This is a genomic window from Kitasatospora sp. NPDC015121 (assembly GCF_055562955.1).
The window spans coordinates 1-23,703 of the sequence record NZ_JBVHEH010000054.1 but is presented as its reverse complement, the minus strand read 5'-3'; the positions used below and the strand labels follow the sequence as shown (position 1 = coordinate 23,703).

The window sequence follows — 23,703 nt, the reverse complement described above, 5'->3', positions numbered from 1 at the left end:
TTTCTTTCTTGGACAGAGGAGAGGGGGCAAAGTGCGTCACTGCGTCACCTGGAATCACCACATACCGGACACGTGGCAGGTGGGGGCTGGTGACGCACTCGGTGACGCACTCGGAAAAGTGCGTCACCAGGTGACGCACTCTGGACCCCAGGTGACGCACTTTCGGGAGAGCGTCACCGAGTGCGTCACCAAGTGCGTCACCAACAGAGAGTGATGGTGGGCGGCGACCGGTACCCTGACGACCCGTCGGTACCCGGTACGGCAGCAAGGAGGGCCCGATGGGCAACTTCACCCAGTGGCTGAGTCAGTTCATGCAGGTCAACAGCGGGGTGGGCGACCTCGCCCGGGACGCGGCCCGTGACCCCGACTGGCCCGAAGACGGCGACCTGGAGACCTACCGCGAGCACCTGCAGGACGTCGCCGGGCTGGACGACGACGCGCCGGCCATGCAGACCCTTGTCTCGGCCTGGGATCTCTACCTGCAGCACCGCTGACCCGTCCCCGGACACGCCGAAAGCCCGCCGGTGCCGGTGCACGGGCGGGTCGGCGGAGGCGCTGTGCGCTACTCCAGCGGAGGCCAGGACTGGCCGGGCTGCTGGCCGGTGAAGGACTGGGTGGTCGGGACGGCCGGGGCCTGGGCGGCCGGGGCGGTGAAGGTGGTGTCGAAGGACTGCTGCTGGCCCTGCTGCGGCTCGGCCGGGACGGGGCGCGGGACGTAGCGCAGGTGGATCATCCGGCCGGCGGCGCCGGTCTTGGACCGAGTGACGTCCAGGCCGAGCTTGTCCAGGTCCGAGGCGACGCGGTTGATCTTCCCGGACAGCACGCCGGAGGTCCGCGGCCAGCCCTCGGGGATCGCCCCGGGCAGCATGCTGGTCAGCTTGTCGAGCAGCTCGGCCGCTGTGCCCTCCCACAGGTGGGCGCCCGTCTCCGGGTCCGGCTTCTCGGCCTTGATGAACTGCAACAGCTTGGTGGCGATGGTGTTGGACTCCACCACCTCCTCGGCCAGCTCGATGCGCTCGGCCAAGTAGTCCTGCAGGATGCTGGTCTTCTGCCCGCCGACCTTGTCGAGCGCCGCCATGATCAGGCCGTAGTCGGCCATGCGGGGCAGCGGGATCTCCCCGTGCTTGGCCTGCTCGCGGACCTCCGGCAGCGCGCCGAGCGTCTTGACGACCAGGTCCAGCAGCGCGCCGAGGATGGCGGGCTGGGCCGCGTCGTACGCCTCCCACAGCTCGACCTCGGTCTGCCGCTTCTTGATCCGGTGCAGGCTCACCGGGATCATGCGGTCGGCGAGGTCGCCGCGCAGGGCGCCGACGTCGATGCCGTTGACGATCAGGACGCGCTTGAACTCCTGCACGGTGACGTCGCTGTCGCTGTACAGGGTGCGCTTGAGGTTGGCGTCACCGGTGGCGGCCCGGCACATCGCGTCCGAGAGCCACTCCGGGATCCGCGAGAGGTTGTCGAGGCCGACGACCCAGGAGCCGACTGCGGCGGTCGCCCAGTCGTCCAAGTCCTTCGGCGCGGATCTGGCCGGCGCGGCGCTCGGGTCGAGCAGCTTCACCAGCATCTTGGTGGCCGTTGACTTCGCGGTGCCCTGCTCGCCAGCCAAGAACACCACCGGGTGCGGGATGCCCGGAATCAGGCCGGTGGCCAGCCACGACACCAGCAGGGGCCAGCTCTGGTCGGTGACGTTCAGCAGCTCGCGCAGCTGCTTCAACGAGCCGCCGCGTTTGGGCATCGGCAGCGGCTGGGTGAGCTGGGAGCGACGGAACAGCGGGTGCCGGTCGGAGGCGTCCTCGACCCGCCAGCCGTCGCGGGTGACGACGACGACCTGGCCGTCGGCGCGGCCGAGGTCCAGGACGAAGCCGTGCTCGGGCCGCTTGCCCAGTGGCGCCACCCGCAGGTAGACCGGCACCGGGTCGGTCGACTGGGCCATGCCCTCGACCGCCAGCATCGCGTCCGCCAGGCCGCTGGAGCTGGCCGCCTTCCCGTTCATCTCGAAGTAGATTCGCGCCAGCTCCGCGCGCAGCGAGATGCGGCCGCCGCGCAGGAGCCGGGCGATCCGCGGGCCGTAGCCGGGACGCGGCACCGCGAACAGGTCGCCGCTCTCGGCGTTCCCGAACTCGTACCGGGTCATCGCCAGCCGCACGAGTTGGTCGGCCTGGCTCTCCTGCCGCCCGCCGCGCGACGACTCGGCGGCCCGCCGAGCCTGCTCGGCCTCGGCCACCTCGGCGGCCTTGCGGGCCTGGAACTGCCGGAACTCCACGACCTCGGCCTCGCTGGCGTTCTCCAGCCACTGCTCGGCCTCGGTCTGCTTCCTGCGCTCCCGCTTGAACGCCTCGAACAGGTCCGTCGGGACGTTCGCCGGCGCCTGCTGCTGCAGCGGGATGTCGAGCACCGTGTCGGTCATGCCGCACCCCCGGCCTGGCGGGTCTGGCGGGCGCGGTCGTCCATGAACCGCGGCCGGGCGATCCCGGCCTGCAGACCACGGGTGACGGTCCGCCCGATTTCGGCGACGAACCCGCGCGGGTTCTGGGTCGAGCAGATCCGTGCGGCCTCGGCGACGGCGAGCAGTTCGCGCTCGGCCAGGGCGAGGTCGAGCAGGCCGGCGCCGACCAGCTGACCGGCCCGGTACGCGGCCAGGTTGAGCCGGTCGGTGCGGCCCGTCTGCGGGCGCATCGCCTCCAGCTCCGCCAGCTCGGACGCCAAGATGCCCGCAGCCCAGCGCTGTTCGCGGGTCGTGCCGACCAGCCGGGACAGGTCCCGCAGCCGGGCGACCGCCTCAGCCGCCCGGTGGGCCTCCCCCGCTTCGGGTTGCTGGACCTTGGCCGTGATCAGGGTCAGCATCCACTCGGGCAGCGGCGCCGGGGTCGTGACAGAACCAGCGAGACGGTAGGACCCGCCGTCCACGACGGAGCCGATGCCGACGACGTACCCGCCGTCGCCGCGCACGTCCACGCACCAGGCCATCCGGCCCCGGTTGCGCACCGGGATGTGCCCGGGCGCGGCGTAGATCAGGTGCCAGCCGCCGCTGGCGGTTCGGACCGCCAGCGTCGGGGTGATCGCCTCACCGGCCTCGGCCGCGAGGTGACGCAGCATCGACAGCCCGTCCGTCACCCCGGCGGCGGCCAGTTCCTCCGGAGGAGTGGCGCCGTCCTTCGGCACGTCGAGGTCGAGTGCGACCAGGTGCGAGGGCCCGCAGGCCACGCCGATGTTGAACGGGGCGCGCCCCCAGGTCCGGCGGATCAGGGCGAGGTCGGTCGTGGCCCGACTCTCCCAGTCCCGCCAGCGCGGCTCCTTGCAGCCGACCAGAATGGGGTGTACGGCCATGCCCTGCTCGGCGTACGTCAACGCGCTGGCCAGAAGGTGCTGGCGCAGCGCGTTGTGAGCTGGCGGTGACAGGTGCTTCTCTCGTACGCTCATAGGTGAGCGCACCTCCAGTTCGGGGAGCTCGTGTTCAGCCGAGTACGCGCTCGGCGACTTCTTCCGAAGGCCCGCCCCTGCCAGGGCGGGCCTTCGTCGTTCCTGCTGGACCATCTTGCCGTGCATCGCCAGAGCCTCCGGATGACTGACCTTGTACCTCTGGACCGGAGATAGTGGCGACTGGTTACGTGCTTGAGGGTGTCAACCTCGTGTCAGTTGATCGCGCGGGCTATCCGCTCGGCGACCAGCCGGGCCTGCTCGACCAGGATGTCGCGGTGGCCGGCCTCCTCGTGAATCTGGGGTAGGTCGAGGACTCCGGCGACACGCTCGTAGGTCGTGACCACCCTGCTGTTGGTCGCTCTCGCAGGGTCCAGCGCGGACCTGATCCCGAGACAGCTGAGCTGTCCCAGCTGAGCGATCTCCGTGGCTGCGGCTCGCTCAGCATCGCTGGGAACCCAGCTCCCGGACTCCAGATCGTCTGCGAGCAGATCCAGGTCGAGGGTGACTGAGGAGGTCATCGCTCCATCACCGCGGGTCCGTCGTAGGAGTAGGACAGGGTGTGTCGAGGGGGGATGCACGACTCGCCGTACTCCACGATCACGGTTTCGCCCTCGGTCTGGGTGGTCCACAGCCAGGTCATGGCGCCGATTCCGGTGCCGTTCGGCAGCCCGAGTGCATTGGACTCTCGGGAGTCCGACCCCCGCGCGTGCATGAAGTCTTCCCCGTGGGTGATCTGGCCGAGCACGCTTTCGATCCCGTTCAGCCGGGTTCCGATGACGCTGGACCTGGTCTCCAGGAGGTCCGGCACCTCCTCGGCGAGCGCCCCGTCATGCCAGGTGACGCTGAGGGCCCGGATCGAGTTGGTCTCTATGGTCACGAACTCGCGGCGGATCACCCGGCTCCCGGGCTCAAGGCCGAACAGCTCCGCGACGTAGGGGGGCGCTACCACCAGCTCAGCGGCGGTGACCCGGTGGTGCTCGTCTACGGCGTCCAGGGTTCCGGTCCGGCGGTACCTGGCGAGCCGGTCCTTCGGGGATGTGGTCTTCGCGCCGAGCCCGGCGACGTAGCTGCCACGGGGGCTGGTGTAGATCAGTCCCTCCACCTGGAGCTGGGCGATGGCCTTTGCGGCAGTGGCCCGGGCGATCCCCCATTCGCGTTCGATGTCGGCGACGGTGGGGAGCTTGGCACCCTCAGGCAGAGTGCCGTCCTGGATCTGCTGTCGGAAGAAGCTCGTGACCTGCATGAATGCAGGTACAGGCTTCTCGATTCGGGGGCTCATGACGTGCTCTCTCCGCTCTGCTGCTCTATCTCCGCGTCAGCGTACTAGAACACGAACGAGCAGCCTGTGCAAGACGTTACTCCGGAGTGTTCTAGAACACGAACAATTCTACGCTAGGTGCTTGCGCGTGTACTAGAACACCTCTATGTTCATCTCTCAGAACAGCCCGACAGGGTTGGGGAATGGCCCACGGAGGGCCTTATTTGCCATGCCCTGACAAGGCAAAAGGCCCCGGCGCGTCACCGCCGAGGCCAAGGGAGCCGTACTAGAGAGGAGCACGTCACCCATGAACGCCATCGTCTCCGGTCGCCGGGTCGTTACTGCCCGCGACCTGATCGACGCCGCGGGCCTGTCGTTGCCCGCCACGGTCGTCGAGCCCCGCATCACCACCCCCGAGCTGGACGCCGAACGCGACGCGCTGGCCGACTTCCTGGACGACCTGGTGGTCGCCGCCGACCCGGACAGCGACGTGGACGCGGAGAACATCGCGTACTACGAGCAGCTGCTCCGCCGCCTCCCTGCCCCGTTCCGCACCCGTGACCTGATCCGCCGTCCGGAGAAGGCCCGCAAGGCGGTGGCGGCGTGAAGCGGCGTCCGGTCTTCGACCCGCGCCTGCTGGTGCTGCTGCTGCCGGTGATGCCGATCCTGTGGGTCCGGCTCCGCACCCTGCTGATGATCGGCGGGGGCCTGCTGGTCCTGGGCGTCCGGCTCTCCTTCCTCGACACCCTGGCCGCCGTCCTGGTCGTCGCGGTGGTCCTCCCGCTGGAGGCGCTCGCCTCCCTCCAGGTCCCCACCCGCCGCGAGCCCGCCGGTGGTGCCAGGTGATCGCCGCGATCCGCCGGCACCTGTCCGGCTGGGACCTCCTGACCGTCCTCGTAGCCCTGGCCCTCGCGGTGCAGAGCTGGCGGCACGGTGCCTCGATCCCGCAGTCCGCCCTCCAGGGCCTGTCCCTCCTGGGCCTGGTCGAGGCCGTGATGTACGTCGCCGACTCGGCCCGCCCCTCCACCTCCACCGACGCCAAGACCGGCACCACCACCCGGAAGGGGACCGCCAAGTGACCTCCACCGACTGGATCGCCTGCTGCACCACCTGGTTGGTCGGCCAGGTCGACGGTCTGGTGAACAGCACCAACAAGTCGCTCATCGGGCTCGGCGCGATCGGCTTCCACGAGCTGGTGCTCCCGACGGAGCAGCTCCCGAGCACGACCGTCCTGGTCATTGTCCTCGGCATCCTGGCCGCCGCCGACGCTGCCGCCTACTACGGCGTGACGCCGACCTGGTGCACGCCGGAGCGGATGTGCGAGGACTGCACCGAGCTGTACTACACCAAGGCCGTGGTCGGTCACTACATCGAGGCTGGGAACAGCTTCGGCGAGGACGACCGCGACATCGCGCACAACGGCCTGCCGGGCGGTGACCGGTGAGCAGCGGGTACCGCTCCTGGGAGGAGCGCGACGCGGCGGCGAAGAAGGACCGCGCCGAGGCCGACGCGCTGGTGAAGAAGGCCGCCGCCGACGCGGAGCTGGCCAAGGTCGAGATCGCCGAGCGGAAGGCCGGCGCCGGGACGAAGGCGATGCGCGAGCAGCTGGCGCAGGCCAAGCTCGCCCAGCAACTCGCCGAGCAGGCCGAGGCGGCGAAGGACGCGGGCAAGGCCCGCCAGAGCGCCCGCACGGAGGCCCGAGCCGAGGCCGGTACCGACTTCAAGCGCATGGTCAAGGTGTTCGTCGCGGTCTGCATGGCCAGTGCCCTGCCCGCGCAGTTCACCTACTTTCTCGGCCTGCACAAGGCGGGCGAGAGCGGCACCGCCTGGCTCCTCGGTCCGCTGCCGATCGTGCTGGAGCTGGCCGCCTGGGTAGCCGTCTTCGGCACCTCCTGGGCCGGTCGCAAGGGCATGTCGAAGGTGCCGTTCTGGGCGCTCACCGCTGCGCTCAGCGGGTTCGCGGCCTGGATCAACTGGCAGCACGGCACCGCCGAGTACGGCTCGATCGCCGGTTCGGCGCTGGCCGCCGCGTCCTTCGCTGGTCCGCTGATGTGGGAGCTGGCGGAGTGGCTGGACGGCCTGGCCGCCGTCGAGACCCGCACCCGCGAGCAGCGCGCCGCCGACAAGGCCAAGGCGGAGCAGGAGAAGGCCGCTGCGAAGGCCAAGGCCGAGCACGACGCGAAGAGGAAGAAGGGCGCGCCGGAGGTCTGGGCGCGGTTCGAGCAGATCCTGATCGCCCACCCGCTGGGCACCCTGGACGAGGAGACGGCCTGGCGCCAGGCGTGGGACGACGTCCACCGCGCACCGCTCGGCGTCACCGCGCTCACCTACGCCCGCCGAGTCGACGCGCAGCGCGAACTCGAGTCCGTGATGGGCGAGGAGCGCAGCGTCTACCGGGAGCTGGACGCCTGGCTCGGGGACGTGCTCCGCACCGCTGGGGACGACGGGGAGAGCGGGGGCGGAGTGCTCGCCCCGCCCGCTCCGCAGGGCCCCTCTCCCGCGCCCTCCGAGGCGGCCTCTAAGGGCCCGAAAACCCTTGGGGGGAAAGGGCTCCAGGCGCTTCGTGAAGGGCTCGGAGGCGGCCGTCGGGAGCGTGTCCAGAAGCCCCTGTCGGAGGAGCACCTGCGGCAGGTGCGGGAGTACGCCGACCTGATCGCCAAGTCCGGTCGGGTCATCTCCACCCGCCAGGTGAAGGACGTCATCGGCGGCGGCGAGAACGACTACGTCTCCCGCCTCACCCGCCAGGTGAAGGAAGAGCGGGGCGACAAGTGAGCGGCGGCCGCCTGCGCCTGGACCCGACCGGGGAGATGGGCCTCCCGGTCTGGGGCTGGCACTCGGCCCCTGAGGGTCTGGCCACCCGGGACCAGCTCCGCCGCCGGGGACTGCGGCCGGCGCGTGGCGCCGAGGTCGTCGGCCTCGTCCGCTGGTACAGCAGCAAGGCCCGTGCGGCGGGCGGGGTCCGGGAGGCCAACCTCTACCGGATCACGGAGGCCGAGCCGATCGGGGAGTTCACCGAGGCCCGTGCCCGGGGCCTGGAGGCCGCGATGCGCGCCCGCCGGACCTGCCCGACCTGCCGCACCGAGCAGCCCTACTACCTCTCCACCCGGCTGGGCGAGTGCACCGGGTGCGCGGACGGCCTGAGCGCCGCCGCCTGATCGAACAGCGCGAGCAGCACCCGCGGGGCCGGTCTCTCCGACCAAAGCGATGGCCGGCCCCGCGGTCCCCCCGGCACCACCACAGCGATCCCAGAGGGAGCACCATCATGACCGACCAGCCGATCGGGCCCGCCAGCTCCGGCCCGGACGACTCCAACAACAAGCCGATCGACCTCGCCCACTACTTCGGCGCCGAGCAGCTCGCCGAGCTGGAGCGGGCGATGTGGGAGGCGGCCCAGCTCACCCCGAGCGGCCACGACAACTCCACCGTCGGCACCCTGCGCGAGCCGGTCGCCGAGGCCCCGGTCGTCGGGTTCATCGAGCCGCAGCGCCTGGACGACGAGGACCTCGGGTGGTGGGAGCGCGAGCTGCAGGCGGTCTTGCCCGCCGCGTTCGCCGACGCCGAGACCGCCCGCCGCACCCTGGCGCAGGCCCGCGCCGTCGCGGTGAACCGGGCCCAGTTCCACGGCCTGCGCACCCCGGTCTACCTCGTGAGGGCGACGTGGGTGGCGATGTACGGGGCGTGGACCCTGGGCCGGAACGTGGTGCACTACCTGTTCGCCGGGGAGTACGTCGACTCGATCCGCCAGGCCAAGGCGGGCCGGGACGACGTGCTGACCGAGACCCTGCGCGACGCCCGGTCCAAGAAGATCAACGAGCGGTTCCGCTCGAAGCGCGCGGTGGCCGGGATGGTCGGCGGCGGTGTGTACGTGACCGCGATGCTGGTCACCGCCGCGATCGGCGAGTGGATCGTGGTCGGGCCGCTGGTGGCCGGCGCGGCCGCGCTGTGCGGCGTCACCGGGTACCGGGCCCGCCGGGCCCAGGCGGTCGAGGCTGGGCAGGAGTTCAGCATCCTGGACGCCCCGCAGGCCGAGCACCACCAGGAGCTGACCGACGAGCGGCTGACCAACGCGCTGCGGGCGGTGGGCCTGCTCAAGGCGGGCGAGGCGCTGCGGCCGATCGGCCTGATCGGCCGGGAGAAGGTCGACGGGATCACCGCCGAGATCGCCACCGTCGACCTGCCCGCCGGCGTCACCGCGAAGAAGTGCGCGTCGATGCTGGTCGAGATCGCCGGTGCCCTCGGCATCGACCAGGTCCAGCTCGACATCCAGCAGGCCGGGCCCGCCGGCCGCGTCAGCTTCTGGGTGGCCGACCGCGACCCGTTCGCCGACTCGCGCCGCTCGCCGCTGCTGGAGGTCCGCGCCGTCCTGGACGCCTGGCGCGACGGCATCCCGGTCAGCTTCTCCAAGCGCGGCCACGCCATCAAGGTCAAGATCAAGGACAGCTCGTACCTGATCGGCGGGATGACCCGGGCGGGCAAGGGCATCGCGATCATGTCGCTGGTGCTGGGCGCGATGTTCGACATGCGCATTCGGGTCCGCTTCTTCGACGGCAAGGAATCGGGCGAATACAACAGGTTGGCCCCGATGCTCAGCACCTTCGTGAAGGGCGACCCGAAGCGGCTGGCGGCATTCCTCGCGGTGATGGTTGCCGAGATGAAGCGCCGTATGCACCTGCTCGGCAAGATGGGCCGGGCGAAGCTGAGCCCGGAAATCCTGGCAGAAATCGGCGGCCTGGAGCTGGTCATCGTCGACGAGATCGCCGGTTACACCGACATCGACGCCATCAAGCTGTTCCTCGCCGAGGCCGGGGACGAGACCACCAAGGCGGAGGACCTGCGGGACGCCATCATCGGGTCCTTCAACCTGCTCTCCTCCCAGGGTGCGGCGGGCGGCATCATCCTGGTGCTGTCGACGCAGATGCCGGAGGTCGCGGTCATTCCGTCGCGGCTGCGGTCGAACATCACCAGCAAGTGGGCGATGAAGACGGAAAGCGCCCAGCACTCCAACAACATTCTCGGTGGCGGAATGTCGGGCACCGCGAATGCGGCCCTAATTTCGCTGGAGCAGCGCGGCCGGGGCATTCTGATGACCCCGGACATCGGCATCGTGGAAAACCGCTCGTACTTCATTGATGACGAGGCGGACGAGGTCGAGCAGATCGCCGCCGTGGTCTACGGGCTGCGGCGCGCGGCGGGCGTCCTGCCGGGCGATGTCGAGGACCAGGTCGAGGAGCAGCTCTACCGGCTGACCGGCATGTCGTCGGTGGCCGGCGGGATCGGGGAGGACGTCGGCATCATCGTCCGGGGCCGCCGGGCCGGGGTGCGTGGGATCATCGCCGCCATCCTGCAGGCGTTCGCGGCCGCGGGGATGCCGGACCGGATGACCCGCGACGACCTGGTCGCCGCGCTGGTCGCCGCCGACCCGGCGCAGTGGGGCGGCATCCCGCAGGACACCCCGTCGAAGACCGGCACGGCGCTCAAGAAGGTGATCGACGAGCAGCTGGCGATCGACGCCGAGGACGAGGGCCGGGCGCCGCGCGAGCTGTCCTCCCGGGAGTGGACGGCGGGCGGCAAGGGCCGCGGCTACTACCTCGCCGAGGTCCAGGCCGCTGCCGGTATTGCCCCGTAATGTCCGCCCACGGTGGGGGCACGACGGCCCGCGTTGTCGCAGGTCAGTGGCCACGGTGCCCCCGCGACGGCAGGCCCCGCGCCCGCGATGCCGTCGTGCCCCCGCCGTCCCCGTCGTGGCACCCATCGTGCCTCTGACCTGCACCGTCGTAGAGCGTCTCGGGCCCGTCGCGGCTCTCAAACCCTGACAAAGAGGACAGCATCATGGACCGCCAGATCTTCGCCCCCGCCCCGCAGGTGATCGCTGCTCAGCCCGTTCAGACCTCCGTCTACCTCCCGCCGGCGGCCTCCGCGCAGCCGCTGCAGGTCCCGCTCCAGCAGTACGTCGTGATGGACGCCTCCGGGCAGCAGGTCCTGGTGACGGGGGCGGTCGCGCCGCAGCAGCAGTTCGTCCAGCCGGTCCTGGTGCAGCAGCAGCCGGCCCCGGGTGCGGCGGCCGCTCCGGCGGTCCCGGCCTGGATGGTGAAGGCGGGTTTCGGGGTGCTGCTGCTGGTCGGCGGCGGCCTCGGTCTGGAGCTGCTGTCCGGGGTGCTGGACCACCTGGTCCACGCGCTCGGCGAGCTGGTCCAGCTGCTGGTGACGCTGCTGTGCGTGCTGGCGGGTGGCGCGGTCGGGCTGTGGGTCCTCAAGGGCGTGCTCGGTCAGCAGCAGAAGGCCGGCGGTCCGGGCGCCGGGGTCGAGGGCGGCGTCACCCAGTCCGTCACCCAGTCCGTCGCGGTGACGGTCGTCAACCAGATCGCGTCCGGCCGCCGCGGCCGCAACCACTCCTCCTGAACCCCGCCGACACGAAGGGCTGATCGAGATGTTCGCACTGTTCCGCTCCCCCTACCTGCAGACCTACGGCCCCCTGACCGTCGGCGGCCAGGCGGTCGCCTGCACCGAGTGCGGCAGCACGGGCGAGGTCCGCCGCGGGCACCTGCTGCGGCCGGGCACCCGGGAGCTGCGGTGCCCGGAGGGTCACCGCTTCCAGAGCCCGGTCGTGGAGCTGGTGGTGGTCGAGGCCATCGCCCGAGTCGGCAAGGGCCGCTTCGAGTTCGAGTGCGGGGACCTGGGCACCGTCGTCGGCTCGAACACCGTGGCGGGTGTGTTCCGGGAGGAGGGCACCGGTACCCGCGGCTTCTTCCGCCGGCGCAAGGAGAACGCCGGGTCGGGCGGGCAGCGCGGCGGCGGCGGTGGCGGCGGCCGCCGGGGCGGTGGCGGCGGGTCGGGCGGGCCCGGCCTGGGCGGTCTGCTCGCCGCGGGCCTGGGCACCGTCAACGCGACGGTCGGCGCGGTCGGGGCCACCGCCAACGCGGTCGGCGCGGGGGCGAAGGCCGTGCAGGAGGTCGCCAAGGTCGCGAACAACGGCATCGGCGTCGCCCGGGACGCGACCGGGCTGCTGGCGGCGAAGAACGCCGCCGTGTACCACGCGGCCGCCGACGAGCGGTCCGCCGCCCAGGCCGCCGCGACCCGTACCGACCGGGCCGCCGAGCGCAAGCACCAGCAGAAGCTGGCCACGGTGAAGGCGAAGGACGCCTCGGCGGCCCGCGATCACCAGAGCGTGCTGGCGCAGGCCAAGGCGGCGCAGGCCGCGCAGCAGCAGCGGGCGGCGTCCCCGCAGGCGGCCCGCCGCCGCGCGACCGGGAAGGCCGGCGGATCCGCCTCGACCACCACCAGGGCCGCCATCCGCAAGCGCGGCTGACGGCGACGACGCCCAGCCCTGACCCCTCGGCCCCCCGCTTCGGGTGGCTCAGCAGGACCACGACGAACCCCGCACTGCACCACCACCGACACCATACGGAGGACCCGTGTTCACCGCCGGAGACCGCGTCCGCATCATCAGCTGCGCCGACGACCCCCGCGCCGTCGGCCACACCGGCCAGATCGTGGATGAGGTCCCGCCCGGCCCCCTCACCCAGGGCCGCTGGACGGTCAACCGCATCAGCTGGTTCATCGGGCCGGTGCTGTGCGAGGCCAGCGAGCTGCAGAAGCTCGACTAACCCTGTACCGCCCCGACCAGCGAACTAGCCAGCAAGTCAACTAGCCAACGAGTCAGCAAGCCAAGGAGGGCACCATGGACCGCCGACCCCAGCCGCCGATCAGCTTCCGGATCCTCGCCGGCCGCTACGGAGGCGCGCTCAACGCGGCCTTGCTCCGCCACCCGGACGGCAAGGAGATGGAGAACCCCTTCGCCGCCGACCGCGAGCAGCTGATCCTGATGACCGCTCAGGTCCAGTGGGTCCTCGGCGACGCGGGCTACGAGTACTCGCAGCAGCAGGCCGAGGAAGCGGAGATCTTCCTCTCCTCGGCGACGGTGTGCGAGCTGGAGGACCAGCCCGCTCTGCTTCGGCAGGCCGCCCTGCGGTTGGACGAGGTGGTCGAGACGATCGCCCAGCTCCTCATCGAGCGCCCGCTCCCGCTGGCCGACGAGCCGCTGCCCGCGGACCGGCCCGCCGACTGCCCGCCCGACGAGCCCCTGCCCGGCACGGACACCGAGGCGCGGGGCCTGGCAGACCACCGCCCCGAAGGACTCCGGCCGCTCTCGCTCCCCGGCCAACACCACCCCACTGCGGGCGGGTGAGCGGCGGAAGGAGGCGGGCCGCGCCCGGCGCCGCCCGGGAGGCCGCCCAGCGGCCGAGCGGGCGGTGACGGTGAACGCGCGGCCCGACAGAGGGTCAGCCGGGGCGCCGGGCGCGGACGCGCCCGTCCGCTTTCAGCCCCCTACGGGAGCCGCGTGCCAGGCCCCGACCTCGCTGACCTGCTGGTTAGCCAGCTAGCCAACAAGCCAGACAAAAAATGCAGTGGCTAATACTGCATTTAGGGTAGAAATGCAGTGCTGGACACTGCATAGTGGAGTCACGACAAGGGCCCCCGGGCCCGAAGACGAAGGAGACACGGATGACCGGCAAGACCGCCAAGACCCTCACCGCCCCCGGTACCAACGTCCATGTCGACCTCCCTGTCGGCCGGGTCGTCATCACCACCGACCCCACCGCCACCGAGGTCAGCGTCACCATCAGCACCACCGCCGACAGCGGCCAGTACGCCCAGGCCGTCGAGGGGGCCCGACTCCTGGAGCAGGACGGCACCATCCTGGTCGCCGTCCCCACGGTCCAGCCCGAGCCGGTCGTCATCGGGAACGCCGTCTTCAACCGAGGCACGGGCAACGCCGTGGTCTACGGCAACGTGGACATGGCGATCATGAGGAGCGGGGGCGGCATCCAGGTCGGCGGCGACTTCACCGGCACCGTCATCAACAACGCGATCGCCAGGGGCAACGGCCACGAACTACTGGTGGAGCTCTCCATGCCCGCCTCCGGCGCGGGGCTGGTGAACGTGAGCAACGGCTCGCTGCAGGTGGAGGGCTCCCTCTGGTCCCTGAACGCCACCGTCCTCAACGGCTCGATCCGCACCGACTCGGTCGCCACCGTCCGGGCCTTGGTGGACAACGGCAGCATCCGCCTGGGCCGTGTCGGCCGGACCATGAGCGCCGTCACTACCAACGGCAGCATCAAGGTCAAGCAGTACGAGGGCCACGAGGGCCGGGCCACCACCACCAACGGCGCCATCAAGCTCACGGCCACCCCCGCCGCCAGCGGCTCCCTGACTCTCCAGAGCACCATCGGCACGATCACCACCACAGGCACCCGCCACCTGAACGTGGACGCCAGCACCACCATCGGCCGAGTCAGCCACCACTGATCCGCCATCAGGGAGACTGCGGGTCTGCACGCCGCGGACCCGCAGCCCCCAGGAGGAACAAGATGCCCAGCACCGACACCGCCGCCCGTGACGCCGCCCGGGCCGCCGGCCGCGAGAAGGTCGCCCAGCTCAAGGCCGTCCGGGACCAGGCTCAGAAGCGCAGCGCCGAGGCCCACGAATACGCCGACGCCCTGATGTGGCACCAGATCGGCGCGCTGATCCGGGCCAAGGAGATCCGGCAGTCCGACGCGGTCGAGGTCACTGGCTACAGCCGCGACCGCGTCCTCAAGCAGACCAAGAAGTACGCCGACAGGCCCGTCCCGCTGCAGTCCACCGACCAGGCCGCCACCGGCTGGCAGGAGACCACGATGCCCGGCACCGCGCCCACCGCCCAGGTCCTGATCACCTCGTTCGGCTACCTGCACGGCCCCGCCCCGGAGAGCGCCGACCTGGTCGTGGACCTGCGCCGCCACTTCCGCGACCCGCACGTCACCCCGGAGCTCCGCTACCTGACCGCCCACGACGAGCAGGTCCGCGAGGCGGTCCGCACCACCCCCGGGATCCCGCAGCTGGTCGCCGCGACCGCCGCCGCCGTCCTCGCCTTCCAGGCCGGACCGTCGGCCGCCGACCACCCCGTGCACGTCGCCTCCGGATGCGCCGGCGGACGCCACCGGGCCGCCAGCTTCGCCCGCGACCTGCAGGCCGCGCTCGCCGTCCTCGGCGTCCAGGCCGACGTCGCCGACCGCGACCTCGACAAGGCCGTCGTCCACCGCTGACAGACAAGGACCACGCCATGACCGAATTGCCCAAGCTCCCGGCCCCCGCCCGCCACTACCTCCAGCGGTTCGCCGAGCGCGAGGTCCGCGTCTACACCAGCCCCGACAAGCCCGGATCGGGCGTCAGCCGCCCGGCCCTGGTGCGCCTCATCGAGGAGGACCTGGTCCTCCTCGGCAAGGCCGGCGCCGACAGCCAGCCCGGCCAGCTGGTGACCGTCACCGGCCTCGGCCGCCAGGTCCTCGCCGCCCTCGCCCAGTAGCACCGGCCCAGCACCGCCAGCAGCGCCCCAGTTCGCCGAATCCGGCGGGCAAACATGCTAGATAAATCGGAGGACCACCGTGGAACCCGCCGCCGTCTTCGCCGCCACGTTCGTCGCGCTGTTCGCCGCCCACCAGCTGGGCGACCACTGGGTGCAGACCTCCTGCCAGGCCGCCGACAAGGGCCTGCCAGAGGCGAAGGGCCGCTGGGCTTGCACCCGCCACGTGGTCGGCCTGACCGTCACCAAGGGCCTGCTGCTGGGGGCCGCCGGGCTCGTGCTCCACCTTGACCTGAGGGTCCTGGGCCTGGTGCTCGGCCTCGGCCTCGACAGCGCCAGCCACTGGTGGGCGGACCGCAGGTTCACGCTCGCCCGCCTGGCTCGCGCCGTCGACAAGAGCGAGTTCATGTCGCTGGGCACCCCGGCCCACCCGCACCACCCGACGGGCGCCGACGGCGGCTACGCCCCGACCCTCGGCACAGGCGCGTACAGCCTCGACCAGTCCTTCCACGTCCTGTTCTTGTTCCTCGCGGCGCTGATCATCGCCGCCGTCTGACCTGCCAAAACCCCGCAAAGCCAGCAAGCCAGCAAGCGAACTAGCCAGCTAGCCAAGGAGAACCCGCATGTCCCGCATGACCCTCGCCGACGCCGCCCAGATCCGCACGGCCGGCGCCAAGCTGAACCTCGGCCTCGGCTTCCTGACCGACATGGCCCGCGAGGCCGACCCGGCGGCCCGCCTGCTGATCCTCCAGCAGCTGTGGACCGGCAACGGCGGCCAGGCCGCCGTCCTGCACTCCCTCACCGACCTCCTCTCCGGGCTCGTGGCCGGGATGGGCCCGGCCGAGGCCGCCAGCGCCTCATACCTGGAGGAGGCGTCCATCGTCTTGACGGACACGGTCGCCGGCGACCACATCGAGCGCGCCCAGGTCCTCCTCGCCGCGTCCGCCGCCGCCGAGCACCTGCTGCCCGGCGCGGCCGACGGCTCCGGGGCCGGCGACCTCGTCACCGGCCCGGTCGACGTCGAGGAGGACCAGGAGCACGAGGAGCGGCGCGTCACCATCCGCTACGCCGCCGACGTGGTGTGCATCCGGGAGCGCGAGGAGGACGGCGACGAGGTGCTGATGATCAAGCGCCGCTGGGAGCCGCACACCGGCCAGCTGGCCCTCCCCGGCGGGCACGTCGACGAAGGCGAGACCGGCGAGCAGGCCGCCGTCCGCGAACTGCGCGAGGAGACCGGCGTCCAGATCGAGCAGGCCGACCTCGACCTGGTGGGCGTCTTCGACGCGCCCGGCCGGGACGCCCGCGGCCGCTACGTCAGCGTCGCCTACGTCGTGCGCGTCCCGGCTGGCACCGCCGCGGTGGCGGGCGACGACGCGGCGACCGTCGTCTGGGTGCCGCTCCGCGAGCTGCCCGAGGCGATCGCCTTCGACCACGCCGACATCGTGGCCGCCGCTCTCCGCCGGATCCGCTGACCGCACCAGCCCCCACCGGAGCCCCTGGCGACCATCGCCAGGGGCTCCCCCTTTGTCAGGGATCCCTGACAAGCGATGCGTCAGGAATGCCTGACAACAGGTCGCTGCCGTCAAAACCCCCTGACGAATTTCGCACAATCTTGCTAGATAATTTGCCACAGATGGCCGGCCCCTCGGGTACCAGGGCCGCTGGCCGCGCCCTGGACCCAGGCCCGGCGGAGTACTCCCCGGCGCGCATCCGACGTGCTGCTGGCGGGCTGCCGTACGCGCCGGGAAGCACCCCGCACTGCACCCGGATCACCCGCCAAGAACCACCGACCCCATGCACCGGATGACCCGAGATCAGCACCGGACCGACCCCGAACCCCTGATCAGGAATCACCGGATCCCACCCAGCGGAATCCGCCCCCAACCCCGAGCAGCAACCGCATTGACGACCACCCTCGCCAATGATCGAATGCAAGAAAGCACCAAGGTATCTTCGATACAGAGCGCGGGGCGGGCGGCCGCCGAGGGGGTGGTCGGACGGTGGCGTGGGTGACGACGCTGGGCGCCGATCCGGCCCAGGTGGAGTACCGCCTCTCCCAGGACTGCGGGTGCGATCTCGACCATCAGGTCGAGTACCGGATGGCCCAGCCGCGCGACCTGGAGTGGATTGGCTCCGGGCTCGCCGAGGTCGGCCTGACCGCGGGTGAGACTGTGGATCCGGACGCCGCCCGGGACCTGATGGACGGCCGCGACCCGCGCACCGGCGAGCAGCTCGTGCGGGTGAAGGTCGAGGTCGACCCGCGGGCGAAACTCGCGGGCGCGGTGCTGCTGGAGGCCGTCGCCAAGGCGGTCGAGGAGGCCGGGACCACCTCGGCGGCTCTGGTCCGGGACGAGAAGCTGGCCGCGCGCCTGGCCCGGATCGAGCGCGGGGTGCGGCGCGAGGGTGACGCGCACCGGGTGCCGATCGACGCGATCGAGGACATCGCGGCCGCCGCCGGAGTCGACGTCGAGGCGCTCTACGGGACGGACGAACTCGGCCTCGCCCGTCGCCACCGCGACCACCGCGTCTCCGTCCGCAACGCGGGCTACGACCTGACCCTGGACCTGCCCAAGAGCTACAGCGCGCTGTTCGGCGTCGCCGACGACGAGCTGGCCACCGCGCTGGAGGACACCTACCTGCAGGCCGCCCGCGAGACGTTCGGCGCCTACGAGGGCTGGGTCGGCTACACGATGCGCGGCCACCACGGCGACGGACAGCGCGCCGGGCGGGCGGAGTCCTCCGGCCTGCTGGGCTGGATGACCGTGCACCGCTCCGCCCGGCCGGTCGGCCCCGGCCCCGGCGACCCGCACCTGCACGCCCACATCAACTTCGCCAACCTCGCCCGCACCGTGGAGGACGGGAAGTGGCGGGCGCCCGGCGCCGGCGGCCGCGACGTCCACCGCCACGCCCTGGCCGCCGACGCGCTGGTGAAGGCGAGACTGCGGGAGCTGACCGAGCAGCGGTTCGGGATGCGCTGGGAGCGGTCGCCGGACACCGGGGCCTGGGAGGTCGTCGGCGTTCCCGAGCAGCTGCGCGCCGCGTTCTCCCGGCGCCACCTGCAGATCGCCGACGCCCTCACCGAGGGGATGAGCGCCCGCGAGCAGAAGCTCGTCGCCAGCCAGCTCGCCGAGCGCAAGGCCGACGGCCAGGCCGCGACCGAGCGGGGCGACTGGCGCGAGCGCGCCGCCCTGGTCGAGGTCGAGGGCCGGCGCCTGGACATCGAGGCGATGGTGCGCGCGGCCGCGCCCGGCTGGGACGGCCCCGCACCCGGCAGCGGGGCAGATGGTCCGACCGGACCGCCTGGCCCGCAGCTGCCCTTGCCCGAGCAGATTGCCGCCTGGATCTGGCGCGAGGACGGCGGCCTGGTCGCACACGCCAAGGTCGTCACCCGCGCCGCGGTGCTGGCCGCCGTGATCGACGCCTGCCCGCGCGGCGTCGCCACCGCCGAGCAGGCCGACCGCCTGGTCGAGGACGTCCTCGCGGTGGAGGGGCACGCCGTGCGCCTGCCGGACCAGGGCGCCGTCCACATGTCCCACAGCGAGCGGTTCACCCACACCACGATCCTGGCCGCCGAGCAGGCCATCACGGAGACCGCCACCGCCCGCCTCGGTGAGGGCGCCGCCCAGCTCAGCCCCGCCGCCGCCGACTTGGCCCTGGCCACGTTCGAGGCCGGTCGCGGCTTCGCCCTGTCCGCTGAGCAGCGCGCCGTCGTCACCAGGCTGCTGACCGCCGGTCACGGCCTGGACGTCGTCGTCGGCGTCGCCGGGGCGGGCAAGACCACGCTGATGGACGCCGCCCGGACCGGCTGGGAGGCGGCGGGCCTCACGGTGCGCGGTGCGGCCACCGCGGCGGTCGCGGCCGCCAACCTGGCCTCCGAGGCCGGGATCGAGTCGTCCACCGTCGCCGGGTGGCTGCGCCCGGGCGGGCCGGGCCTGGCCGGAGTCGACGTCCTGGTCGTGGACGAGGGCGCGATGGTCGACGACCGGCAGGTCGCCGAGCTGCTGCGCCAGGCGGAGGCCGGCGGGACGAAGGTCGTGCTGATCGGCGACCCGCTGCAGCTGCGCGCGATCGGCGTCGGCGGCGGCTTCGCGGCCGCGCACGCCCTGGTCGACGGCCCCGTCCTCGCGGAGAACCGGCGCCAGCGGGACGCGGCCGAGCGGGCCGCGCTGGAGGTCTGGCGCCAGGGAGGGCGCACCAGCGCGTTGGCGGCGTGGGCCGAGGCCGGGCACGTGCACGCCGCCGACAGCGCCGAGCAGGCCCACACCGAGATGCTGACCGCCTGGCTGGACGTTCGCCGTCGCTGGGCCGCTGATCCGCACGAGGTCATCGAGCGCCTGGTCGTGCTCGCCGCGACCAACGCCGACGCCGAGCTGCTGAACGCCGCCGCCCGCCGACTCCTGCAGGAGCAGGGCCAACTCACCGAGGGCCGCATCTACCACCAGCCCTCAGGCCGCACCCTGGACCTCGCGGTCGGCGACCAGGTCCGGGTGCGCCGCAACGACTACCGCTCCCGCGCCGGCACCGGCGAGCCGGACGTCCTCAACGGCTTCCGCAGTGTGGTGCGGGAGCTGGACGAGACGGGCCGTGCGCTGGTCGAGTGGCGCCGTACCACCCCGGACGGGCCCCGCCTGCAGCAGGCGTGGATCAACCCCGAGCAGATCGCCGCCGGGGCGCTGTCCCACGGCTACGCGATGACCATCGCCGCCGCCCAGGGCCTGACCGCCGACGTCGCGCTGGTCTACGGGATGGGCGCCGACGCCCACTCTCTCTACCCCGCGCTCACCCGCGCCCGCGAAGCCAGCCACCTGTGGCTGCCCACCGCCCTGCTGGAGGACGAGGCGACCCGGCTGCGTCTGGGCGAGCCCCGCACCGAGGACGAGCGCCTGCAGCGCGCGGTCGCGGCGTACGGGCGGGCGATCGAGAACGATCAGCCCGATCGGCTGGTGATGGACGAGCTGGTCGCCGACCGCCCCGTCCTGGTACCGCACCAGCAGCAACCCGACACGGGGGCCCGCCAGCCGGAGGCCGCCCCGGAGCCCGAGCGCGCCGCCCAGGACCTGCCCGACATCGACCGCCTGGTCGCGGAAGCCCGCGAGGACGCCGCGGCCGGGATGGTGCTGCCCGCCGAGGAGCCGGCCGAGGCCACGGGGGCCCGCGCCGCCGACGTCGCCGAGGCGAGGGAGTCGGTCGAGCAGCTGCGTGCCCACCTCGCCCGGCTCGCCGCGGCCGCCGAGAAGACGGTGCCCGACTGGCGCGAGCGCACCTACGGCGCGGTGAGCACCGCCTCCCTGCTGCCCAGCGCCCAGCGGGCCGAGGAGCAGGCCGCCGACGCCCAGCACAAGGCCGAGCAGCTGCAGGCGGGTGCCGACCTCGCCCGCTCCCTGCTGGGCACCCCCGAGGCCCCCGGCCGCCAGCGCGCCGCCGACATCGCCGCCCAGATCGCCGACGTCGCCGAGAAGGTGGAGCACGTCCAGGCGCTGGAGAAGCTGCTGCAGCAGGCACGCGCCGACCAGCAGCGGGCCCGCGAGGCGATGCTCGAAGCCGAGCAGCAGTCGCGCCGCGGCCGCATCGCGCTGCGCCTGGACGGCACCAGCCGCGCCGATCAGCTGCAGGCCGCCGGGCGGGCGCTGTCCGCCCGGCTCGCCGCCGAGGACGGCGAACGCGAGGTCCGCCAGCTGCTGCACACCGCCAGCAAGGAGGTCGACCGGCTGCTGCGGCCCGTCGCCAGCACGCTCAACCTGCGCCCCTGGCCCGCCGGGGACGGAGAGCAGATGGCCGAGCGGGTGGCGGACCTGCAGCAGGCGCTGCCCGCCCGCACCGCCCTGCTCGACCAGGCCGACCAGGCCCGCGTCGACCGGATCCAGCGCCAGGCCGACGAGCAGCGCGCCACCGCGGCGAAGAAGCTCCACCTGGCCGCCGGCCTGCGCGCCGAGGAGGCCGCCCGCACCATGCTGTCGCCACAGCGGCGGGCCACCGAGAGCACCGAGCGCACCGCCCACCGCCAGGCCGAGGCCGTCCGCCAGGCCGCCGAGCAGACCCGCCGACTCGCCCAGCAGGCCGAAGCCCGGCGCCAGGCCGAGGAGTACAGCCGCCGCTGGGAGCCGCCCACCCAGGGCCGATCCGGGCCCAGCATCGGCCGCTGACCGCGGGCTGTCCGATGGTCGAGGCCGCTTCCTCGCGTGCGCCCGCGCGTAGGACGGTCCGCAAAGTCCAGACAGTCACACGATCTCCACAGGTGTCGGCACAGCCGGGCATCCTGAGAACGTGCAGTACTCAGACCTCGTGGCACCGCCCACCGGCGTCTACCGCAACGAGCGGGAGATGGCGGACTCCGTGCTGGAGGACCTCTCGCCGTACTTCCACATCGAACGGGAGGTCCCCGGCCGCTACCCGACGGGCGGAGTCGTCCGCATCGACGCCGTGCTCAGGCCCATCGACCCCACGGGGTGGTTCGACGCGGCGCCGGTCCTGGGAGTGGAGTTCAAGCTCCCCGAGAAGATCGACGGGTTCGCCGAGTACGGCGGCCAGATCGCCCAGGCCGCGGACTACGCCCACTGCACCTTCGGCGACTACGGCCGGTTGGCGGTCTTCCTCTGCCCTTCTCCCGTCTCCCAGCTCATCGAGCAGACCGAGGCGGTCATCGCCAGACGGAACTGGATGCTGCCCGAGTGGCGGGCGCATCTGGCGGCGGTAAATGAGGTGTCGTCTTCCCCACGGTCCGCGCAGGAGCTTGAAGCCGCAGCCCTCCAGTACGCGGAGCAGGCGGCGCGCTACCGGGTCGCCAGGAACGCCTCCGCTCGCGCCGAGGGCCATCGCGACGATGCCCAGCGGGAGCGCAGTCTCCTCAACCAGCAAGCAGCCTTCGTCATGAGGCTCGCGGGGCAGCTCGGCATAGGCGACCTGATGCCGCACCGCTACAGGGGGTGGACGCTGCTTCGGTGCGGCGAGCCGGTGTGGAGCGTGAACAGCGGCCCGGTCCGCCGCAGCGGCACCCTGGTGCCGAAGCTCGGCAACCGATAGCCCAGCCCTCCGCAGCCTGCTGCAGGCGGCTGTCCAGCGGCCCCATCAGGACAGTTACCTATGAGGACAGTTACGAGTCCGCGTCCGGCGTCCAGCACCGCTTGGCAAGGGCGGGCCCGGCGCCGCCGTGGTGGTAGGTGGTGACCTCCGCGAGTAGGGCGGTGCGGGCTCGGTCGAGGTCGGCGTCGAGAGCGCGGCCGCGGTCAGCGGTGGCAGCGTCGAGCGGGAGGTTGGGCGCGAGGGCGAAGACATCGGCGGCCAGCGCCTGGAGGTCCTGCTCCCACCCGTCGAAGGCGCGCAGGGCCGCCCGGACGGCGTGGTCGACGGCCGCGGCTGGGTCGTCGCCGAGCGAGCGGGCGAGGACAGCGACCTCCTGGAGCTCGTCGGCGTCCAGTTCCTCGGCCTGCTCGGCCCGCAGTTCCAGACCGGGGAGTGCGGCGTCCAGCAGCTCGGCCCGCTGGCGGGCGGCGGCCTTAGCCGGATCCTCCGGGAGCCAGGGCGGGCGGCGGGGCGAGGACGGGGGCGGGATGAGGGCGTCGCGCGGAGCTGGGCCCGGTCCGAGGGGACGTCGTATCACAACGTGTGCAACGAGCCGAGCCACACGAGGTGAGGGCGGCTCAGGGGCCAGGCCCGCCTTGTAAGAGCCGCAGACAGTGGCGATCGCGGACTTGGGAAGGTCCCACGGTCGGCTTGCGACCCCGGCCGGACTCGCCGCCCTTGATCAACGGCGAGCGCATGTCACAAGGAAGCAGACTCCGGGCCCCTTCCTCGCCGGCCAAGTCGCTAGAGAGCCGGTTTCGGGCATGATCGCTGCCCGATAGTCGCGTACTCTTTGGCCCCGCAACATCGACTGACCAGGGAGAATGTGCAAACACACGCAGTGTAAAGACTGAGCGTCAACTTTTCTGTACAGGGAATGGCGCCCGCTAGAGTTCCAGCCCGCCTGAAAGGGCGCGGGGCTCTGCTAATGTTTCCCCCAGGGGTTCGGCATTGCCGAACGCCGCCACTCCTCCTGGGTACAGGAAGGGGGTGATACGAGATGTGCCACGCCGCACAGGCGCCGCTGAAGAAGCGGCGAACGTCGGGGTGGACCCTGCTGCGTAAGGGGACCCTGCTGGTCGGCTTCATCGCCGCTACCGAGCAGGCAGCGTACTGGCTGATCAAGCTGGGACTGCTGTAACCCCAAAGCGCAGTGGGCCCAACCGCTGCAACGGTCAGGCCCACGCAGAGTCACACTCGGTAACCCATGGCCCTCCGCGTCTGACCTCGCAAGACAAGGCGCGGGGGGCCTTCCCATGTCCAGGCTTCGTGACGCGATGTGCTCCGAAGCTCTGTTCATAACAACTCGTGCTGCTTCTTGAGTCGTTGGAAGCATACACCAGTCATGTTTCAATGTCAGCTCGACTCTCCTTATAAGAGACTCCGCCGCACTAATTAGCTCCGACTGTCAGCCAACTTAGCTTCCCAGATTTCAACTAGGGAACGCGATCTAAGATTCCAACAAGCTCTGCTCAGTCTCAAATCGTCTAGACATTTGAAGTTCCAAGTGGCCAAATCAAAATCTGCCACGTTCTCTTGTTCTCGATCCCGCCAACTATCAGACGCTGAATCTGACGCAGAAGAACGCGCCTCTTACTAATTCAAAATCGTGCGTCATCAGATCGCA

25 protein-coding genes are annotated in these 23,703 nt (G+C 71.8%); 20 read left to right on the top strand and 5 right to left on the bottom strand.

Going from position 1 to position 23,703, the window contains the following annotated elements; genetic code table 11:
- The first annotated feature begins 278 nt into the window (after positions 1–278).
- Entirely contained in the window at positions 279–494 is a 216-nt protein-coding gene (locus ACZ3J7_RS39025; protein WP_465628150.1) for a YozE family protein, read from the top strand.
- A 68-nt stretch (positions 495–562) separates the two neighbouring features.
- Here the strand turns inward: ACZ3J7_RS39025 and ACZ3J7_RS39020 are convergent, their stop codons facing one another.
- The 4 genes from ACZ3J7_RS39020 to ACZ3J7_RS39005 all read right to left on the bottom strand — a co-directional run bounded on the left by ACZ3J7_RS39020 (position 563) and on the right by ACZ3J7_RS39005 (position 4,699).
- On the bottom strand, positions 563–2,407 hold the full coding sequence (locus tag ACZ3J7_RS39020) for an ATP-binding protein (RefSeq protein ID WP_465628148.1): 1,845 nt from the start codon (positions 2,405–2,407) through the stop codon (positions 563–565).
- Entirely contained in the window at positions 2,404–3,420 is a 1,017-nt protein-coding gene (locus ACZ3J7_RS39015) for a bifunctional DNA primase/polymerase (protein WP_465628146.1), read from the bottom strand. The genes ACZ3J7_RS39020 and ACZ3J7_RS39015 overlap by 4 nt, the downstream gene beginning before the upstream one ends.
- A 212-nt stretch (positions 3,421–3,632) precedes the next feature.
- On the bottom strand, positions 3,633–3,938 hold the full coding sequence (locus ACZ3J7_RS39010; protein WP_465628144.1) for a hypothetical protein: 306 nt from the start codon (positions 3,936–3,938) through the stop codon (positions 3,633–3,635).
- Positions 3,935–4,699 (bottom strand): GntR family transcriptional regulator, encoded by a 765-nt coding sequence (locus tag ACZ3J7_RS39005; RefSeq protein WP_465628142.1) that lies wholly within the window; start codon positions 4,697–4,699, stop codon positions 3,935–3,937. The genes ACZ3J7_RS39010 and ACZ3J7_RS39005 overlap by 4 nt, the downstream gene beginning before the upstream one ends.
- A 286-nt stretch (positions 4,700–4,985) precedes the next feature.
- On the opposite strand from ACZ3J7_RS39005, the gene ACZ3J7_RS39000 reads away from it, so the two are divergent.
- The 18 genes from ACZ3J7_RS39000 to ACZ3J7_RS38915 all read left to right on the top strand — a co-directional run bounded on the left by ACZ3J7_RS39000 (position 4,986) and on the right by ACZ3J7_RS38915 (position 22,037).
- Entirely contained in the window at positions 4,986–5,285 is a 300-nt protein-coding gene (locus ACZ3J7_RS39000) for a hypothetical protein (protein WP_465628140.1), read from the top strand.
- Positions 5,282–5,524 (top strand): hypothetical protein, encoded by a 243-nt coding sequence (locus ACZ3J7_RS38995; protein ID WP_465628138.1) that lies wholly within the window; start codon positions 5,282–5,284, stop codon positions 5,522–5,524. The genes ACZ3J7_RS39000 and ACZ3J7_RS38995 overlap by 4 nt, the downstream gene beginning before the upstream one ends.
- Positions 5,521–5,757: a hypothetical protein gene (locus tag ACZ3J7_RS38990; RefSeq protein ID WP_465628136.1), complete on the top strand. Its 237-nt coding sequence runs from the start codon at positions 5,521–5,523 to the stop codon at positions 5,755–5,757. Before ACZ3J7_RS38995 ends, ACZ3J7_RS38990 begins: the two co-directional genes overlap by 4 nt.
- Positions 5,754–6,122 carry a hypothetical protein gene (locus ACZ3J7_RS38985; RefSeq protein WP_465628134.1) on the top strand — a complete coding sequence of 123 codons (369 nt, stop codon included), beginning with the start codon at positions 5,754–5,756 and terminating at the stop codon, positions 6,120–6,122. The genes ACZ3J7_RS38990 and ACZ3J7_RS38985 overlap by 4 nt, the downstream gene beginning before the upstream one ends.
- Complete coding sequence (locus ACZ3J7_RS38980) at positions 6,119–7,450, top strand: hypothetical protein (RefSeq protein WP_465628132.1); 1,332 nt, start codon at positions 6,119–6,121, stop codon at positions 7,448–7,450. Before ACZ3J7_RS38985 ends, ACZ3J7_RS38980 begins: the two co-directional genes overlap by 4 nt.
- Entirely contained in the window at positions 7,447–7,833 is a 387-nt protein-coding gene (locus ACZ3J7_RS38975) for an RRQRL motif-containing zinc-binding protein (RefSeq protein ID WP_465628130.1), read from the top strand. Before ACZ3J7_RS38980 ends, ACZ3J7_RS38975 begins: the two co-directional genes overlap by 4 nt.
- 107 nt (positions 7,834–7,940) lie before the next feature.
- On the top strand, positions 7,941–10,304 hold the full coding sequence (locus ACZ3J7_RS38970; RefSeq protein ID WP_465628128.1) for an FtsK/SpoIIIE domain-containing protein: 2,364 nt from the start codon (positions 7,941–7,943) through the stop codon (positions 10,302–10,304).
- 203 nt (positions 10,305–10,507) lie between these two features.
- Positions 10,508–11,077, top strand: coding sequence for a hypothetical protein (locus ACZ3J7_RS38965; protein WP_465628126.1), 570 nt, complete (start codon positions 10,508–10,510; stop codon positions 11,075–11,077).
- 28 nt (positions 11,078–11,105) lie between these two features.
- On the top strand, positions 11,106–11,984 hold the full coding sequence (locus ACZ3J7_RS38960; protein ID WP_465628124.1) for a hypothetical protein: 879 nt from the start codon (positions 11,106–11,108) through the stop codon (positions 11,982–11,984).
- 106 nt (positions 11,985–12,090) lie between these two features.
- Positions 12,091–12,282, top strand: coding sequence for a hypothetical protein (locus ACZ3J7_RS38955; RefSeq protein ID WP_465628122.1), 192 nt, complete (start codon positions 12,091–12,093; stop codon positions 12,280–12,282).
- 74 nt (positions 12,283–12,356) lie between these two features.
- Positions 12,357–12,863, top strand: coding sequence for a hypothetical protein (locus ACZ3J7_RS38950; protein WP_465628120.1), 507 nt, complete (start codon positions 12,357–12,359; stop codon positions 12,861–12,863).
- A 317-nt stretch (positions 12,864–13,180) separates the two neighbouring features.
- On the top strand, positions 13,181–13,984 hold the full coding sequence (locus tag ACZ3J7_RS38945) for a DUF4097 family beta strand repeat-containing protein (RefSeq protein ID WP_465628118.1): 804 nt from the start codon (positions 13,181–13,183) through the stop codon (positions 13,982–13,984).
- A gap of 62 nt (positions 13,985–14,046) precedes the next feature.
- Positions 14,047–14,760: a RapZ C-terminal domain-containing protein gene (locus ACZ3J7_RS38940; RefSeq protein ID WP_465628116.1), complete on the top strand. Its 714-nt coding sequence runs from the start codon at positions 14,047–14,049 to the stop codon at positions 14,758–14,760.
- A gap of 17 nt (positions 14,761–14,777) precedes the next feature.
- Positions 14,778–15,020 (top strand): hypothetical protein, encoded by a 243-nt coding sequence (locus ACZ3J7_RS38935; RefSeq protein WP_465628114.1) that lies wholly within the window; start codon positions 14,778–14,780, stop codon positions 15,018–15,020.
- 79 nt (positions 15,021–15,099) lie between these two features.
- Complete coding sequence (locus ACZ3J7_RS38930) at positions 15,100–15,573, top strand: transcriptional regulator (protein ID WP_465628112.1); 474 nt, start codon at positions 15,100–15,102, stop codon at positions 15,571–15,573.
- A 67-nt stretch (positions 15,574–15,640) separates the two neighbouring features.
- A complete protein-coding gene (locus ACZ3J7_RS38925; protein WP_465628110.1) occupies positions 15,641–16,489 on the top strand; it encodes an NUDIX domain-containing protein in 849 nt (282 codons plus the stop codon).
- A gap of 537 nt (positions 16,490–17,026) precedes the next feature.
- On the top strand, positions 17,027–21,160 hold the full coding sequence (mobF, locus tag ACZ3J7_RS38920) for a MobF family relaxase (protein ID WP_465628108.1): 4,134 nt from the start codon (positions 17,027–17,029) through the stop codon (positions 21,158–21,160).
- 121 nt (positions 21,161–21,281) lie between these two features.
- Complete coding sequence (locus tag ACZ3J7_RS38915; protein WP_465628106.1) at positions 21,282–22,037, top strand: hypothetical protein; 756 nt, start codon at positions 21,282–21,284, stop codon at positions 22,035–22,037.
- Between the two features lie 70 nt (positions 22,038–22,107).
- Here the strand turns inward: ACZ3J7_RS38915 and ACZ3J7_RS38910 are convergent, their stop codons facing one another.
- On the bottom strand, positions 22,108–22,614 hold the full coding sequence (locus tag ACZ3J7_RS38910) for a hypothetical protein (protein WP_465628104.1): 507 nt from the start codon (positions 22,612–22,614) through the stop codon (positions 22,108–22,110).
- 462 nt (positions 22,615–23,076) lie between these two features.
- Between ACZ3J7_RS38910 and ACZ3J7_RS38905 the strand changes: the two genes are divergently transcribed.
- Complete coding sequence (locus tag ACZ3J7_RS38905) at positions 23,077–23,217, top strand: hypothetical protein (RefSeq protein ID WP_465628102.1); 141 nt, start codon at positions 23,077–23,079, stop codon at positions 23,215–23,217.
- Positions 23,218–23,703: the final 486 nt, after the last annotated feature.

Excerpts from the sequence above, each read along its gene's own strand:
- ACZ3J7_RS38925 (WP_465628110.1), top strand. The coding sequence starts at position 15,641 with ATGTCCCGCATGACCCTCGCCGACGCCGCCCAGATCCGCACGGCCGGC.
- ACZ3J7_RS38950 (WP_465628120.1), top strand. The coding sequence starts at position 12,357 with ATGGACCGCCGACCCCAGCCGCCGATCAGCTTCCGGATCCTCGCCGGC.
- ACZ3J7_RS38905 (WP_465628102.1), top strand. The coding sequence starts at position 23,077 with ATGTGCCACGCCGCACAGGCGCCGCTGAAGAAGCGGCGAACGTCGGGG.
- ACZ3J7_RS38935 (WP_465628114.1), top strand. The coding sequence starts at position 14,778 with ATGACCGAATTGCCCAAGCTCCCGGCCCCCGCCCGCCACTACCTCCAG.
- ACZ3J7_RS38960 (WP_465628124.1), top strand. The coding sequence starts at position 11,106 with ATGTTCGCACTGTTCCGCTCCCCCTACCTGCAGACCTACGGCCCCCTG.
- ACZ3J7_RS38970 (WP_465628128.1), top strand. The coding sequence starts at position 7,941 with ATGACCGACCAGCCGATCGGGCCCGCCAGCTCCGGCCCGGACGACTCC.
- ACZ3J7_RS39000 (WP_465628140.1), top strand. The coding sequence starts at position 4,986 with ATGAACGCCATCGTCTCCGGTCGCCGGGTCGTTACTGCCCGCGACCTG.
- ACZ3J7_RS39020 (WP_465628148.1), bottom strand. The coding sequence starts at position 2,407 with ATGACCGACACGGTGCTCGACATCCCGCTGCAGCAGCAGGCGCCGGCG.
- ACZ3J7_RS39005 (WP_465628142.1), bottom strand. The coding sequence starts at position 4,699 with ATGAGCCCCCGAATCGAGAAGCCTGTACCTGCATTCATGCAGGTCACG.
- ACZ3J7_RS39025 (WP_465628150.1), top strand. The coding sequence starts at position 279 with ATGGGCAACTTCACCCAGTGGCTGAGTCAGTTCATGCAGGTCAACAGC.
- ACZ3J7_RS38940 (WP_465628116.1), top strand. The coding sequence starts at position 14,047 with ATGCCCAGCACCGACACCGCCGCCCGTGACGCCGCCCGGGCCGCCGGC.
- ACZ3J7_RS38965 (WP_465628126.1), top strand. The coding sequence starts at position 10,508 with ATGGACCGCCAGATCTTCGCCCCCGCCCCGCAGGTGATCGCTGCTCAG.
- ACZ3J7_RS39015 (WP_465628146.1), bottom strand. The coding sequence starts at position 3,420 with ATGAGCGTACGAGAGAAGCACCTGTCACCGCCAGCTCACAACGCGCTG.
- ACZ3J7_RS39010 (WP_465628144.1), bottom strand. The coding sequence starts at position 3,938 with ATGACCTCCTCAGTCACCCTCGACCTGGATCTGCTCGCAGACGATCTG.
- ACZ3J7_RS38945 (WP_465628118.1), top strand. The coding sequence starts at position 13,181 with ATGACCGGCAAGACCGCCAAGACCCTCACCGCCCCCGGTACCAACGTC.